9 protein-coding genes and 1 pseudogene are annotated in these 15,449 nt (G+C 39.7%); 1 reads left to right on the top strand and 9 read right to left on the bottom strand.

Translation table 11 applies throughout. From position 1 onward, the window contains the following. Positions 1 to 317: 317 nt before the first annotated feature. The 9 genes and pseudogenes from nadE to B9P78_RS09675 form a co-directional block, all read right to left on the bottom strand. Positions 318 to 1,148, bottom strand: a complete 831-nt coding sequence (gene nadE, locus B9P78_RS04550) for an ammonia-dependent NAD(+) synthetase (RefSeq protein ID WP_094518343.1) — start codon at positions 1,146 to 1,148, stop codon at positions 318 to 320. 61 nt (positions 1,149 to 1,209) lie between these two features. Next, complete coding sequence (locus B9P78_RS04545; RefSeq protein ID WP_094518342.1) at positions 1,210 to 2,712, bottom strand: nicotinate phosphoribosyltransferase; 1,503 nt, start codon at positions 2,710 to 2,712, stop codon at positions 1,210 to 1,212. 1,025 nt (positions 2,713 to 3,737) lie between these two features. Further along, entirely contained in the window at positions 3,738 to 5,132 is a 1,395-nt protein-coding gene (locus tag B9P78_RS04540) for a sugar transferase (protein WP_199445730.1), read from the bottom strand. A 181-nt stretch (positions 5,133 to 5,313) separates the two neighbouring features. Further along, positions 5,314 to 6,777, bottom strand: coding sequence for a cell division site-positioning protein MapZ family protein (locus B9P78_RS04535; protein ID WP_233487716.1), 1,464 nt, complete (start codon positions 6,775 to 6,777; stop codon positions 5,314 to 5,316). A gap of 264 nt (positions 6,778 to 7,041) precedes the next feature. Then, the gene (locus B9P78_RS10120; protein WP_233487712.1) at positions 7,042 to 7,773 is read right to left on the bottom strand and encodes an amino acid ABC transporter permease; all 732 of its coding nucleotides are present in this window, start codon (positions 7,771 to 7,773) and stop codon (positions 7,042 to 7,044) included. 5 nt (positions 7,774 to 7,778) lie between these two features. Then, entirely contained in the window at positions 7,779 to 8,555 is a 777-nt protein-coding gene (locus tag B9P78_RS10115) for a transporter substrate-binding domain-containing protein (protein ID WP_233487711.1), read from the bottom strand. Between the two features lie 1,157 nt (positions 8,556 to 9,712). Then, positions 9,713 to 11,980 carry a glycogen/starch/alpha-glucan phosphorylase gene (locus tag B9P78_RS04525; protein ID WP_094518339.1) on the bottom strand — a complete coding sequence of 756 codons (2,268 nt, stop codon included), beginning with the start codon at positions 11,978 to 11,980 and terminating at the stop codon, positions 9,713 to 9,715. Between the two features lie 63 nt (positions 11,981 to 12,043). Further along, complete coding sequence (gene malQ, locus B9P78_RS04520; protein ID WP_094518338.1) at positions 12,044 to 13,624, bottom strand: 4-alpha-glucanotransferase; 1,581 nt, start codon at positions 13,622 to 13,624, stop codon at positions 12,044 to 12,046. A 205-nt stretch (positions 13,625 to 13,829) separates the two neighbouring features. After that, a pseudogene (locus B9P78_RS09675) lies at positions 13,830 to 13,970 on the bottom strand (4-alpha-glucanotransferase); the annotation flags it as partial. 178 nt (positions 13,971 to 14,148) lie between these two features. Between B9P78_RS09675 and B9P78_RS04515 the strand changes: the two are divergent. Continuing rightward, positions 14,149 to 15,147, top strand: coding sequence for a LacI family DNA-binding transcriptional regulator (locus B9P78_RS04515; protein ID WP_094518337.1), 999 nt, complete (start codon positions 14,149 to 14,151; stop codon positions 15,145 to 15,147). Positions 15,148 to 15,449: the final 302 nt, after the last annotated feature.

The following is a 15,449-nucleotide window of genomic DNA, read 5'->3' as shown; positions in this document are numbered from 1 at the left end:
TGTGTCCCTTTTCACATATAGAATTATACGCTCTCTGGATACATTCGAAAGCGCTAACGAATAACAGGTTGAAACTTTACTCAAAGGCTGTCTAAATTTCTGAAATTGAAAAAAAATGCTCAAAAACAAAACAATTATGTGTTCACTTTGTTTCTAGGTAAAGTTCCCTTTAATTTGAAGGTATAATATCGTTAAAAGTACGAGTGAGCTGTCTATGTTTAATGAAATTAGCTGAATATATTAAAAAGGATAAGCGCCAATTAAGACACTTATCCTCTTCTATTGATTATGATGGATTATCGTTTGAAAATGTAAACCTAGTTTCTCCACCATTGATCATAAACAGTGATTGGTAATGCACGTTTATGTTCTGTTTTGGTGAACCATGCTTCAATTTTTTCTGCAGCTTCTGTGTTAATATCTTTGCCTTCTAAGTAATCATCGATATCATTATAAGTTACGCCAAGTGCAACTTCGTCAGCAAGACCTGGACGCTCTTCCTCCAAGTCGGCTGTAGGTACTTTCACATATAGATGTTCTGGCGCTTCTAAATAGGCTAAGATTTGACGACCTTGACGTTTGTTTAGACGCCAAATTGGTGTAATGTCTGCGGCGCCGTCTCCAAATTTTGTATAAAAACCAGTGATTGCTTCCGCAGCATGGTCTGTACCGACGACCACACCCGCGTTTTCTCCGGCAATCGCATATTGCACGATCATACGTTGACGCGCTTTAATGTTCCCTTTGTTAAAATCAGAAACAGTTACGCCACCCTCTGCAAGTTCTGCTACCATTGCATCTACACCTGGTTTGATGTTCACGCGGACCGTTTGATCAGCATCCATGAAAGCAATCGCATCCATAGCATCTTGTTCATCAGCTTGGTTACCATATGGCAAACGAACTGCGATGAATTTGTATGCTTGAACGCCCGTTTCTTCACGCATTTCATTGATGGCGATTTGGCACAAGGTACCAGCTAAGGTAGAATCTTGGCCCCCAGAAATGCCTAGCACCAGACTCTTCAAGAATGGGTATTGTTTTAAATAGTCTTTTAGAAAATCAACAGTTCGACGGATTTCGGTTTCCGGATCGATAGTTGGGGCTACTTTTAATTCTTCAATAATACGTTCTTGTAGTGGACGCATGTTTTTTCCTCTTCTCTAGTGAATAAATCTGGAGTGAATAAATCTGGCAATACATATTGGCTTACTTGAAGTTCAAGTTTAAATCTTCATCCAAGTCGAAGGTTTTACAATCATTCGCCACACGTTGACGGATTGCAGCAATACTATCCATCTTCAAGTCATATAATTGTTGCGATAGGTCAACTGGATATGGTTCTGGATTTAACATACGACGGTATTCTTCCCATAGCGCATCTAAATGTTCACGAGAGAAGTCACGTATATCATCAATTGCTGGCACATCGTACACTAATTCGCCGTTTGCAAAGATTGTTTTTAACAATGGTCGCGCATTGAAATGACGGACTGTCTTGTTCACATAGGTATAGGTTGGATGGAACATGAAGATTGATTCTTCATTTGTTGGGTCTTCTGTAATTGAAGTGACATAGTCTCCTTCAGATTTTCCATCTTTTTTACGGGTAATACGCCAAATTTGTTTTTCACCTGGCGTAGTCATTTTATCAGGAGATGAAGAAAGTTTCATCGTTGGTACCAATTCACCACTTTCATCTTCGATACAGCAAAGTTTGTACACTGCACCCAGCGCTGGTTGATCGAAAGCAGTGATTAATTGTGTACCCACGCCCCATGCATCTACCTTAGCACCTTGCATTTTAAGGTTTAGAATTGTTTTTTCGTCTAAATCGTTTGAAGCAACGATAATTGCATCCGGATAACCGGCGTCATCAAGCATTCTGCGAATACGAGTTGATAGGTATGAGATATCGCCTGAGTCGATACGTACACCGACAAAACGTGATTTATCATCCATTTCGTTGGCTACACGTATAGCATTTGGCACACCTGAACGAAGGGTATCGTAAGTGTCTACCAAGAAGGTACATTTTTCATGTGAAGCGGCATAGGCCTTGAAAGCTTCATAGTCATTTTGGTAAGCTTGCACCATTGCATGGGCATGGGTACCAGAAATTGGAATATTAAATAATTTACCAGCACGAACGTTTGATGTGGAGTTGAAACCACCGATGTAAGCAGCACGGGCACCCCAAATCGCAGCATCCATTTCTTGTGCACGACGCGCACCAAATTCTGCTAAATTATCGTCGCCAGCTACGTTACGGATACGTGATGCTTTCGTTGCAATCAAAGTTTGGTAGTTGATGATATTTAAAATTGCTGTTTCAACAAGTGTACAGTCAGCTAATGAACCTTTGATTTGCATGATTGGTTCATTGTTGAATACAATTTCTCCTTCTTCCATAGCGCGAATGCTTGCATCAAAATGATAATCAGCAAGATAAGCTAAAAATGCTTCAGGATAATTTTGCGTTTCACGTAGATAATCAATGTCATCTTCGGTAAATTTCAACCCTTGAACATATTGAATCACACGTTCTAGACCTGCAAAGATGGCATAGCCACTATCAAAGGGATTATTACGGAAATACACTTCAAAAACCGCTTGTTGGTCAGCCTTCCCAGCATCCCAATAAGTTTTCATCATATTGATTTCGTATAAATCCGTGTGAAGTGCTAAACTATCATTGATGGTTGTCTTCATTATTTATTTTTCCTCCAAATTGTGATTTGATACATTCTATTATACCACTAAAGGTGATCAACTTGTTATTGTGAACCATTGTAGCAGGTGGAGACGATTCACCTTTTAGCACTATTATAGGGTAAAAATAACATGCCATTCAAAATATAATGTACCGTGAAAAGTCACGCCCTACAGCCAAACAAAAAAGCAGCCAGGTATGTAACCTAGCTGCTTTTATTGGGTCTCCGACTTTTGGAGGGTGGGATAAAAATACAGGACCATTACCGAGGAAACCTTGTCCTGTACTTGTTTAGAAAACTGCGATTCTCGAATGAGGCTATCATTCGAGAATTTTTTGGTTTTTTTATCTCGAATAAATGGCTATTGTATAAGAAATGAGATTATTTTATTGCATAGAACCCCATTCGAGATAACTTTTATGCTTCGTACTAAATGAGCCGTCATTCAGTACGAAGCATCATTCATGTATCGAATGAAATGTCATTCGATACAATTTCGCGTTTTTGTCTCGAATCGCGCATTATTCAGGAATAATCTCTTTCCCAACACAGAAAAGACATATGAAAAGGTTCCTCGCTAACCTGTAAAATAGGCCCTATTTGTATGAAAGGTTCCCTTCTGTCGCATCTAATCGCTTTGGTTGGCATATTTTTGCGAGATTGTTTATATCCGTTTTAAAATAGATGAAAACTGGAAACCAGACCTGCTTTTAAGTATATCTATGAGGGAAAATGAAACGCAAAACACCCTGAACGTTCCTTTTCTAAAAATAATGAACGTTCAGCCCTTTGTGTGGCGCAAAATTTCTCATTTTTGAAACCAAAACCTTCCGAGGTTTCCATTTTTTGGTTATGTAACGATGTATATATACAAACCTAAACAAGACGGACAAAAAGATAATTTTTCTTTTATCAAATCTCATTTAAAATAAAATAAAAAAGAAACTCAAGTCCATATAAAATGAATTCAAGTTTCTTGCTCAAATTAAGCTATCTACATTAAATGTCGAAGAGCCCTTTTATTTATCCAATAACGTCAATATTCATTTCACGTGCTTCTTCTCTTGTTACAGTTGGTTTTTCATCTTCATCAATACCTGAAGACGATACCTTATCAAATAAAATTTTGATGGTTTGTAGCAAAATCTTGAAGTCTAAAATGATGGAATATTTTTTGATATAGATCAAATCAAAGTTCAATTTAGAGTTGAAATCTGTCGCATACTTACCGTAAACCTGTGCGTAACCGGTAATTCCAGCCTGCACATTGTGGCGTAAGTAGTAATGCGGGTTTTCTTCTTGGAATTGATTTACGAAGAAAGGTCGTTCAGGTCTTGGACCAATCATCGACATATCCCCACGCAATACATTTAACAATTGTGGTAACTCATCAATACGTAAGGCACGAATGTATTTACCAATTGTTGTGACACGCGCATCATTTTTTGTTGCAATCATAGGACCTGATTTTACTTCAGCATCCGTTGTCATTGAACGGAATTTCAAGATATCAAATTCTTCGCCACCTTTAGTAATCCGTACTTGGCGGTAGAACACGGGACCTTTAGACGTTAACTTAATCAAAATAGCTGTAATCAACATGATTGGTGACGCTAATACTAACCCCACAAGGGCCATAATAATATCAATGCCCCGTTTGATAATTGCTTGGTCAGCTGGAATCGCAAAATCTGACGTTTCGATAATGGATTCATCTTCGAAATTCATGATGTTTGGATTCACCATCACCAAGTTTTCAAACTTAGAATTTAAGAATAACTTTTTGTTGGCCCGCATTAATACATCATAAATTTTTAGTTTTTCCGATTCATCTATTTGCGATGCAAGGTATACAATATCATATTCATCTAAACGACTCTTCACATTACGGTAGTAGTCATCTAAGACCACATGTGTAACGATGTGACGCGTACTTTTTGAATTTTTGAAATTATATATAGCTGGGAAAACAGCATCCTCAGTCCCTACAATCATAACCCGTTTCGTTGATGCGTAACGTCGATAAATATCGAACACTAAGGCTCTAAAGATATAAAGCATGACTACACTGACCACAAAATCGATTAATACTACTGATCTTGGAAAGGCCAACCAACGACCTGCGAAACTTAAGACCATCGCAACGACAGCTAGAATCGCTTGGCTAATAATTGTAATGAAGAAAAGGTCACCTTTGGTTTTATCGTATAGAATATATACACCGAATAAAATGTTGATGAAGATAAATATCATCAAAATCCATCCGATTGCGCCTTGAAAGGCTTCAAAGTTTTTCAAAGGTACATAACGACCGTATCGCAAAAAGAATGAAACAATATAGGAAAGGAACAGTATCAAAGCTTCTGTGGCCACGATAACAACGCGGTACCAGTTGGTCCATTCTCCGTTTTTTTGCATTTTTTCACCCATTTCATTTCTATTTACTTATAGTAAAATATCTATAATCCAATACATTTTACCATATTGGGACTTGATAATTCCCTATTTCTCTTTAAAAAACTATTAAATCCATCCTTTTTTGTACAAAAAAGGGCTGGAACCTCATTTGGTCACAACCCTGTATCATCCTATTTGTATTTTACTGTGGTGTGGCTATCGGTATTTCAGAACTAGCCGGTAAACTTTCCTCAATTGTACTTTGTTCTTGTTCACTCGACGTGCTACTTGAACCACTATTGTCACTTACCATATCACTAGTTGATGATTCAGAGCTCATCTCACTTGGATCGGTTATGGTCTCACTATTTGATGACGATGAATCATCAATTGACGAGTCATCTCTAGATTCACTAGATGAGCTAGCAACGCTAGAGTCTGAAGATGAACTGATGCTAGCCGAATCAGAACTTGAAGGGATAACCCCTGTATCAATGCTTGATTCACTACTTGGCACGCTCACTACAACATCAGAACTGGTGGAATCAATTGGTTCGCTACTTGTTTCCGCGCTGCTAGAATCTACTTCACTTGTGATGCCAGTGCTGATATCCGCACTACTTGCACTAGGTGTATTCACAGCTACGCTAGATGAAGGCAGGTCTGCACTTGAACTACTCGTCCGTCCGCTCGTTTGATAAGACCTAGCACTAGCAATGTTACGTCCTGAAAGGATGTTTGTTGCCACATTGGTATCTACATTAAATGAAGGTTTATTCTTTTGCACACGTAAAGTTAAGGTAGATGTTGCTGCCTTACTCGCAAGAATTTCTTCACCCTTATCGCGTAAACTTTGACAACGCTCTGCTGATAAAGCAAGGGCTGCTTGACCTTCTTCACGAATTTTTGCCAATTCACTTGCTGTCGCATTGTTTTCTTCGGCTTTCTTCACCAAACGTTGGAAAATATTTTCCGTCGTTTCCTCATCCATAGCTGCAATCATCAATAATAATTTACTTTGCACATATGGATTTTCAATTTCATTCACATCTGCCACCATTTGTTCCAGATGGCTTGCTAAGTCTTCATATGTCAGTTGATCATCAGCTTGAATAGCGGCAATGGCATCCTCATAACTATTGAACAGGGCTACTTGTTGCGCGGCCTCATCCATCAAGGCATCGGCTGTCGCATAGAATCCATCATCCAAATTACTTAATTCATTGGCATAATCATCTTTTAGGAAGTCGATCATATCTAAATGAATATCATCTTCAACAACCACGAATTCTTTAATTGTAGCGCCATTAATCACCGCTTGTTCATCCTCTGCTTCAAACAAGGCGTTCACTTGTCGCTGCATATCGAAACGTCTTTGGACAGAATCCAAACGTGCTTCAATAATATCTTTATCATTATTTTCGGTTAGGTCATTCACGTCATCACTAACTGCTGAAATTTCATCTTGTGTAATATCTTCTTTTAAAAATGTATAGGAATTATCATAATAGAGTGCGTTCACAGAAGCAGCAACAGCCACGGTTCTCTCTTCCGCTGACATTTTGTTACTGTTGGCAAAACTACGAATAATGATGAAAATCGCACATAAGATTAGTACACCCAATAGCATGGTATAGTTTCGGTTTCTACCCATAAACCTTTGCATCACTATATCGCCCCTCCCTTTTCTTTATACCTTAAGATTATCATGATTTTCCGCAAAAAAAGGACTGTGTTGTGCTTTATCATAAAAATTTTATATTAGACATACGCCCGTAACATGATTGTAACAGCTAGTGGTTGACCGTAGTGCGCGTTGTGGCATTTACGGATGCTCCGCTACACCTATTGTAACCAAGCAAGATGGGATATACCAATTTTACCCAAAATAAAAAAGACCGGATCGCTTGTCCGGCCTTCAGTCATAAGTTTAGTTATATTTTTCGTTCATACGGCGTTCATAGACGTTCAACAGTTTAGTTAGTGTGAAGGTCAAGATGAAGTAAATAGCCATTGAGATGATTAATGGAATGATACCGTTGAAGGTAATGGTTGATACGTTACGTGTTTGGAAGGTTAATTCCGCAACACCAATAGTTGATACGATTGATGATTCTTTGATTAGGGATACGAATTCGTTTCCTAGTGATGGCCAGATTGAGCGTAATGATTGCGGGAAAATAACTTTACGCATGGTTACCCAGTAGCCTAAGCCTAGTGAACGCGCTGCTTCAGCTTGTCCTTTATCGACTGAATTGATCCCACCACGAATGATTTCGGCGATGTAGGCGCCTGAGTTTAAGGATACGGCAACTAAACCTGATGTCATGGTTGACCAGCCAAAGATGCCGGCGAAACCTAGGTAAATGAATAAGACTTGAACCATTAATGGCGTACCACGAACGATTTCAATATAAGCTTGTGCCAACCAATCAATGACTTTGATACCTGATAAACGCATCAGTGCAAGTGCCACACCCAGGATTAAACCGAAGAAGATGGCCGTTGCTGAGATGATTAGGGTTGTTTTCACACCGTCAATGAAATACGGTGCGTAAGCTGCCCATGTTGATTGTCTATTGGCTGCAATTAAGGCATATGAATCTTCTAGATATTTATCCATCAAGCCTTGATCTTTCACTTCGGTAATTGATGCATTCACCGCTGCTAATAAGGTCGGTTGATTTTTGGTAAGGCTGCAGCTTTACCTGGATCTTGGATTGGTAAATTCGCTTCGATAACAGTTAGGTTGGGATTTTCAGCGGCATAGGCACCCGCTACATCTTCGTCCAGTAACACACCGTCAACTAAGTCGGAATTCAAGGCCGAAATTGAATCCGTTGTCGTACGCATGACTTGTACTTCTGCGTTTGGATAGTAGTCTCCCACAAGAATTTGTTGGGTAGTACCTTCACCTACGGAAATTTTACCGCCATCTTTAAAGTAGGTGTCGTCTTGAATGTCGGTTGCCTTGCTTTCTTGAATGACAAATGATTGACCAGATACTTGGTAAATATCAGAGAAGTCTACTGATTCGGCACGTTCTTCGGTAGCTGTCATCCCAGCAAGAACGATATCGATTTGTCCCGTATCTAAAGCCGTTAGCAAGTTAGAGAATTCCATATCGACGATTTCTAGGTCAACGCCCATATCGTCTGCAATTTTCTCAGCCAGGAACATATCTACCCCAACCACTTGATTTTCACCATCTTTTAAAATAGAGAATTCAAAAGGTGCATAGGTTGAGTTGGTCCCTACCCGCAAAACACCACGGTCTTGAATGGCTTGGTATAATTGATCTTCACCCACACTAGCGGTTGAACTTGCGCTAGATGCTGCAGATGATGAACTGGTTTCACTTGCTTGAGCTTGTCCTGATCCGCCCGCAAATAATACTGCGACCAAAGTCATTAATACTAAGCTAAATTGTTTGATGTATTTCATGTGCTTCCTCCTTTAAATGCCTAAATAACCAATAAAACAAAAAAATCCCCACCTCTATAAAAGAGGCGGAGATCCACGGTACCACTCTAATTCAAGCATGCCACGCGCTAATTGCCAGCATACTTTTCTTGAAATGGTAACGTCATTAGCGGAATGGCCTACTCATTTCAACCATTCTTCTCAACAATGCGGTTCAATGATGCTTCAAGTAGGGCCTTCCATCAATCGCCCCTCGCTTCGACTCAGTCATCACTTACTCTTTGTATCTTAGAAATTTTATTTACTTGTTTATGAAATCTTACATTACAACTTCTACATTATATGGACTAGGCCTAATCTTTGTCAATATCCCTTGTCACATTTCATGGAATATTTTCTCATTCTTGTGAAAAATAGTTTGCCCCCTAATGTACAAGCTGCACCACATCTCGTTTTGCATAGGATATGCCGCTGTATCCTTTTCGCTCAAACAAAAAGTTGAGGCTAGTACACAACCACCAGGAGCCTTACCGCAAGATAATTGCCCCATATTTGTTGAGAAAACTACGATTAGAGAATGAACCTTCCATTCTCTAATTTTGGGCGCTTTTATCAAGAATAAATCGTGGTTCTATAAAATATCTTATTTTTTTATAGCATATATTTCCATATTTGATAGATTTTTTTATTTATAAAGAACGCGCCGTCATATAATAATATTCGTCAATTATTTATAGAATGAAATTTTATACTATAAAATTTCGCATTATTTTCTAGTATTTGGAATTATTCTATAATTCCCTCGTTGACAATACAGCAAAAACGGTTGGAACCATTTGTCCCAACGGTCGGGTTTTTTTTATCTTGGGGCAGTGGATCTGAAAATAAAATAATGAAAGAGGGCCAGCCCTCTTTTCATTTTGATGATTACCAAAAGACAAAAAAAGAACTGGCATGTGCCAGTTCTTTTTCTCTCATCCTATAATTGAGCTCACAATAGCAACCCTCTACCTGCTTCAGATGAGGGCTGAACGCTATTGCTCTCATCCTATAAAGTCGAGTTCGGACCTCCAGAAAGCCCTGCGCTTCAGACTATATTGCGCCACACTGCGTGCGTCACTGCTATAGTCTTCCACCGGTGGCTTTCTAAGCGTCGGTCCTCTCATCCTCATCCTATCCTAGTTTTCTAAGTGCCAAATGTCATTGTTATATTCTTTAATCGTACGGTCTGCTGAGAAGAAGCCGGCGTTCGCGATGTTGATCAATGAACGACGTGTCCAATCTAAGCGGTCTTCGTATTCGGAGTATACTTTTTCTTTCACATCAATAAATTCTTCTAAGTCGATTAGGGCCATGAAGTAGTCTTTGTTTGTGATGTCCTTGTATAGACGGTGTAGACGCTCAGGGATACCGTAAGCTGCCAATTCATCAGAAATGATGAAGTCTACTAATGGTTTAATACGTTCTTGCTTGTAGTAGTATTGTGGATCGTAAGCATTGTTCGCGTATAAATCAACAATCTCTTCACTTGATTTACCAAATGGGTAGATGTTTTCTTCACCAACATGTTCCGCAATCTCAACATTGGCACCATCCCAAGTCATGATGGTCAACGCACCGTTCAACATGAATTTCATGTTACCAGTACCTGACGCCTCTTTAGAAGCCAATGAAATTTGTTCAGAAATGTTCGCCGCTGGGATTAGGTACTCAGCTTCAGAAACGTTGTAGTTATCTACGAAAACAACTTTCAAGTATGGTGCAACATCCAAGTCATTTTCAATCAATTCAGATAAAGCAAGAATCAAATGAATAATGTCTTTAGCAATCGTATATGCCGGTGCAGCCTTACCACCAAAGATAATTGTGATTGGCGTAGCAGGAATATGACCAGCCTTGATTTGGTGGTATTTGTAGATGATGTATAAAGCTAACATTTGTTGACGTTTGTATTCATGGATACGTTTGATTTGTACGTCAATAATAGAATGACGGTCAATCACGATACCACGTGTACGATGTAGATGGTCAGCTAAGGCTTCTTTATTATTTTCCTTAATACGAAGTAAATCTAATAACGCTTCTTCGTCATTTTCGAAAGCCAATAAATCAGTCAAATCAGCATCTTCATGCCATCTCGTACCAATGCGGTCATCAATAAATTGTGATAACTCTGGGTTAGACGCCATCAACCAACGACGGAAAGTAATCCCGTTCGTTTTGTTAGAGAATTTTTCTGGATAGATTTCGTAAAAATGATTTAACTCATTATTTTTCAAGATTTCAGTATGTAAAGCAGCAACCCCATTAATAGAGAAACCATAGTGGATAGCGATTGACGCCATATGTACAGTATCCCTTTTGTCGATAATCGCTACAGCCGCATTTCCAGGGAAAGCAGCGTCAACACGTTCATCTAATGCCACGATAATTTCTGCAATTTCAGGCACTACTTCATGGATATCAGATAAAGGCCATTTTTCTAGCGCTTCTGCCAAAATCGTATGGTTAGTGAAAGCTACCACATTTTGTGTAATCTCAACCGCTTCATCAAAATCGATACCGTGAACAGTCGTCAATAAACGAATCAATTCAGGGATAACGAACGTTGGATGTGTATCGTTAATTTGGATCACAACATAATCCGCTAAATCATGAATATTTGAGCCACGTTCAATCGCCTCTTGAATCGCCAATTGTGCCGCATTCGATACCATAAAGTATTGTTGGTAAATACGTAACAAGTTACCATTGCGGTCAGAATCATCCGGGTACAAGAATAAAGTCAAGTTTTCCTTGATATCCGTCTTATCGAAATCAATAGAACCCTCTTCAATAATTTCTGGATTCACAGAATCTAAATCGAATAGGCGCAACTTGTTAATCGTCCCTTGATTGTAACCAGGCACATTAATCTCATATAAAGTCGAATTCAAGGTGAATTTACCAAACGGCACTTGATATGAAATATCAGACTTATTCAACCAAGTTGGGTGGTCCAACCACTCATCCGGCTCATACGACTGCTCATTATTCTCAAAATATTGGCGGAACAAACCAAAATGGTAGTTCAAACCTACTCCGTCGCCGTTTAGGCCTAAAGTAGCAATAGAGTCTAAGAAACAAGCCGCCAAACGGCCCAAACCACCATTACCTAATGACGGTTCAGCTTCAGCCTCTTCAACCTCTGCTAAGCTAGTACCATTCGCCTTTAATTCAGCAGCTACTTCGTCATACAAACCTAAGTTTAATAGGTTGTTAGACAGCAATTTCCCAATTAAAAACTCAGCTGAAATATAGTACAATTTACGCTTGCCTTGGTTTGCTGGCATGGCATTTGTTTTTTCTTGCACTAAATCTAATAGGACTTTATAAATTTCTGCATTCGATAATTCACTGATTGGTTTTTCAAATTGTGCTTGCGCACGTTCATTTAAATTTAACATTATATGCTCCTTTATTCTGTGGATGTAGACATCCATTGCAAATTACATCAGTCGCTTTGCGACCTAATCTAACGGTTCATCATCTGGTAAATAAGCAGCTTCTGCTGATACACTATTTATACCATTTATTATATCATTTTGACTAATATAAGCTTTATTTTCTCGGAAATATGTTTCCGTAATATCCAGCAAACGTTCCTTCAAATCAATTGTAAAATCTGCTGGTGTCACACGCCAATCCCAGTTATCACCGATGGTTGAAGGCGTATTGATGCGTCCTTCAGGGCCAAGGCGTAATAAATCGTTCATCATATAGATGGCTAGGAAACTTGGTGAAGATGCAATCCCACGTACAAAAGCGTCTGAAGGATGTTCTCCCTTGGCCCGATTTAAGTATTTATCAGCTTGATCACGTTGATCTTGATTAGCCTGGTTCATGTACCAGTCATAGGCTTGCATGGAGTCATGTGTTGACGCATAGGCTACTGAATTCTCTGGATAATGATGCGGTAAATCTTCAGAATCTTCACCGAAGAAACCATTTTGTAATACCTTCATACCTGGATAACCCGCTGCATCACGCATGTCGTGCACCGCTTGGGTCATGAAACCTAAGTCTTCTGCAATTACTTTCACATCGCCTAAATCTTCCTTGAATTGATTGAAAATCTTGATGCCAGGACCTTTCTTCCAAGTCCCCGCCGCAGCAGTTGGCGCACCAAATGGTACTGCCCAATAGCTTTCGAAACCGCGGAAATGGTCGATACGTACAACGTCATACAGCTTGAAGCTCTCACGCATACGTTTCACCCACCACTCATAACCGGTCGTTTCCATATAGTCCCAGTCATAAATTGGATTCCCCCAGTATTGGCCGTCAGCTGAATAGAAATCAGGTGGCACCCCTGCAACTAAGGCAGGATTTTTCTTCTCGTCAACTAAAAATAGCTCTGGTTGTGTCCACATTTCTACAGAGTCACGGGCCACATAGATTGGAATATCACCAATAATTTGGATGTAGTTCTTATTGGCGTAGGCTTTCAAGGCTGTATATTGTTCGTTAAACCAGAATTGTGTCACCAAATGGTAGTCGTAACGGTTAATATGTTCATTACAATATTGGGCAACAAAGTCTGCATCATAATTTTTGTATTCTTCAGGCCATTCATACCAAGGCGCTTGACCGTGTTCTTCTTTGATGGTCATGTATTGGGCAAATGGTACCAACCAATCTGCATTAGCTTCATAGAAATCTAAGAAGTCTGGATGGTTGTAGCCTTTTTCGTCCACAAATTTAGCCACCGCTTGGTCAAGTAGTGGGCGGCGGTTGTAGTAGACGGTGTTGTAGTCTACTTTTTTGGGATTATCGCCAAAGTAGGCGTTGGCTACGTCTAGTTCATCAAGATAACCCTTTTTCACTAAAATATCTAAGTCGATAAAGTGGGTGTTCCCTGCGAAGGCTGAGAATGATTGATAAGGTGAGTCGCCGTATGATGTTGTTGATAGTGGTAGTATTTGCCAGTAAGTTTGTTTGGTGTCGACTAAAAAGTCTACGAATTCAAAGGCTGACTGACCGAATGATCCGATCCCATATTCGTTGGGTATGGAAGAAATGTGTAGTACTACGCCACTTGCTCTGTCCATTAAATTACCTCCTAAATTTCCATATGATTTGTATCTTGTTTTTGCTTTGTTGATTCACCCTTATTTTACATAAAGCGCTTACGCAATGCAACCGATTTCGTAAATATTTTTGTCTTTTCTTGTAAGCGTTATCAGTATAACGTATAATGAGTGCAACAAGAAGAGAGGATTTATACGCAGAATGCTAACGGAACATCAGTAATCGAAGTGGTAGCATTTGCCAGTAAGTTTGTTTGGTGTCGACTAAAAAGTCTACGAAGTCAAAGTCTGATTGACCAAATGATCCGATCCCATATTCGTTGGGTATGGAAGAAATGTGTAGTACTGCGCCACTTGCTCTGTCCATTAAATTACCTCCTAAATTTCCATGTGATTTGTATCTTGTTTTCGCTTTGTTGATTCACCCTTATTTTACATAAAGCGCTTACGCAATGCAACCGATTCCGTAAATATTTTTATCTTTTCTTGAAAGCGTTATCAGTATAACGTATAATGAGTGTAACAAGAAGAGAGGATTCATACCTATGCCAATTACAATTAGAGATGTTGCGAAGAGAGCGGGTGTTGCGCCTTCCACGGTTTCCCGTGTGATTGCAGACAACCCTTCGATTTCTGAGCAAACCAAAATCAAAGTGCGTAACATTATGAAAGAAATGAATTATTTTCCTAATATCTATGCGCAAGGGCTTGCGAGCGCGCATTCCAAAACGTTTGGTCTCGTTCTCCCCCTAGCCACAGATGCCTTCTATCAAAATCCCTTCTTTCCAACGGTTTTACGCGGTATCAATTACGAAATGTCTAAACATGATTATTCTATTTTATTATCTGTCGGCCTGGATAACGACCAACGCCAGCGTCATATTGAAAAGATTGTCAACGGCAAGCAAGTGGAAGGTCTAATCTTCCTCTATGCGTCAAAAGATGATCCTTTGTTGCGTTTCGCCCAAGAAGTCCAATGTCCCGCTGTTGTTATCGGTTCGCCTGACAATTCGAAAGTTCATTACGTCGACAACGACAACGATTTGATTGGCTACCAAGCGACTGAAGCCTTGATTAAAAAGGGTTGCGAACGTATCGCCTATATTGGTGGGGATATGGACCAATTCTTCATCGCCGACCGCCACAACGGCTACCGTCGCGCATTGGAAGCGAATAACCGCATCTACGACCCAGGTTTAGTATACAATGACCTTGCCTTCCTACCTACTGACGGGTATGAACTGGCGCAAAAACACTTAGACCTCAAAACGCTGGACGGTCTGGTAATTTCCGACGAGCTTGTTGCACAAGGCATTCAAGCCTATCTCGGTGAACAAGAGAATGAGAAGGTCAAAACAATCACCTTCCCCGCCTACAAACAAGATGGCATTGGGGTGGCTGAAGATGCCTCATTCATCAATCTGAACTCACATATCATCGGTTCACGCGCCGTTGACATCCTATTCGAGGCACTCGATCCAGAACAAGCTAGTACGCGTTTCATTCACGAATACGTGGCCGCCGATCTGCATACGGGCAAATAAATCAAAATTTTTAGAGGGAGGTTGGAACAAACGGTTCCAACCTCTTTTTGGTATATTGCGAAAAAGATGATGCCACAATACTGCGCGGTTCGAGACAAAAACATGAAATTTTCCCGAATAAAATTTCATTCGATACATTAATGATGATTCTTACTGAATGACGGTTCATTCAGTACAAGGCATAAAAGCTATCTCGAATGGGGTTATATTCAGTAAAATAATCTCATTTCTTATACAATAGCCATTTATTCGAGAGGAAAAAAAACAAAAAATATTACGATGGACAGGTTCATTGTCGTATA

Source organism: Aerococcus sp. 1KP-2016, from assembly GCF_002252085.1.
In the GTDB taxonomy this organism is placed as follows: Bacteria; Bacillota; Bacilli; order Lactobacillales; family Aerococcaceae; genus Aerococcus.
The sequence above is the reverse complement of the archived record's forward strand: the minus strand, read 5'-3'. Positions and strand labels throughout refer to the sequence as shown.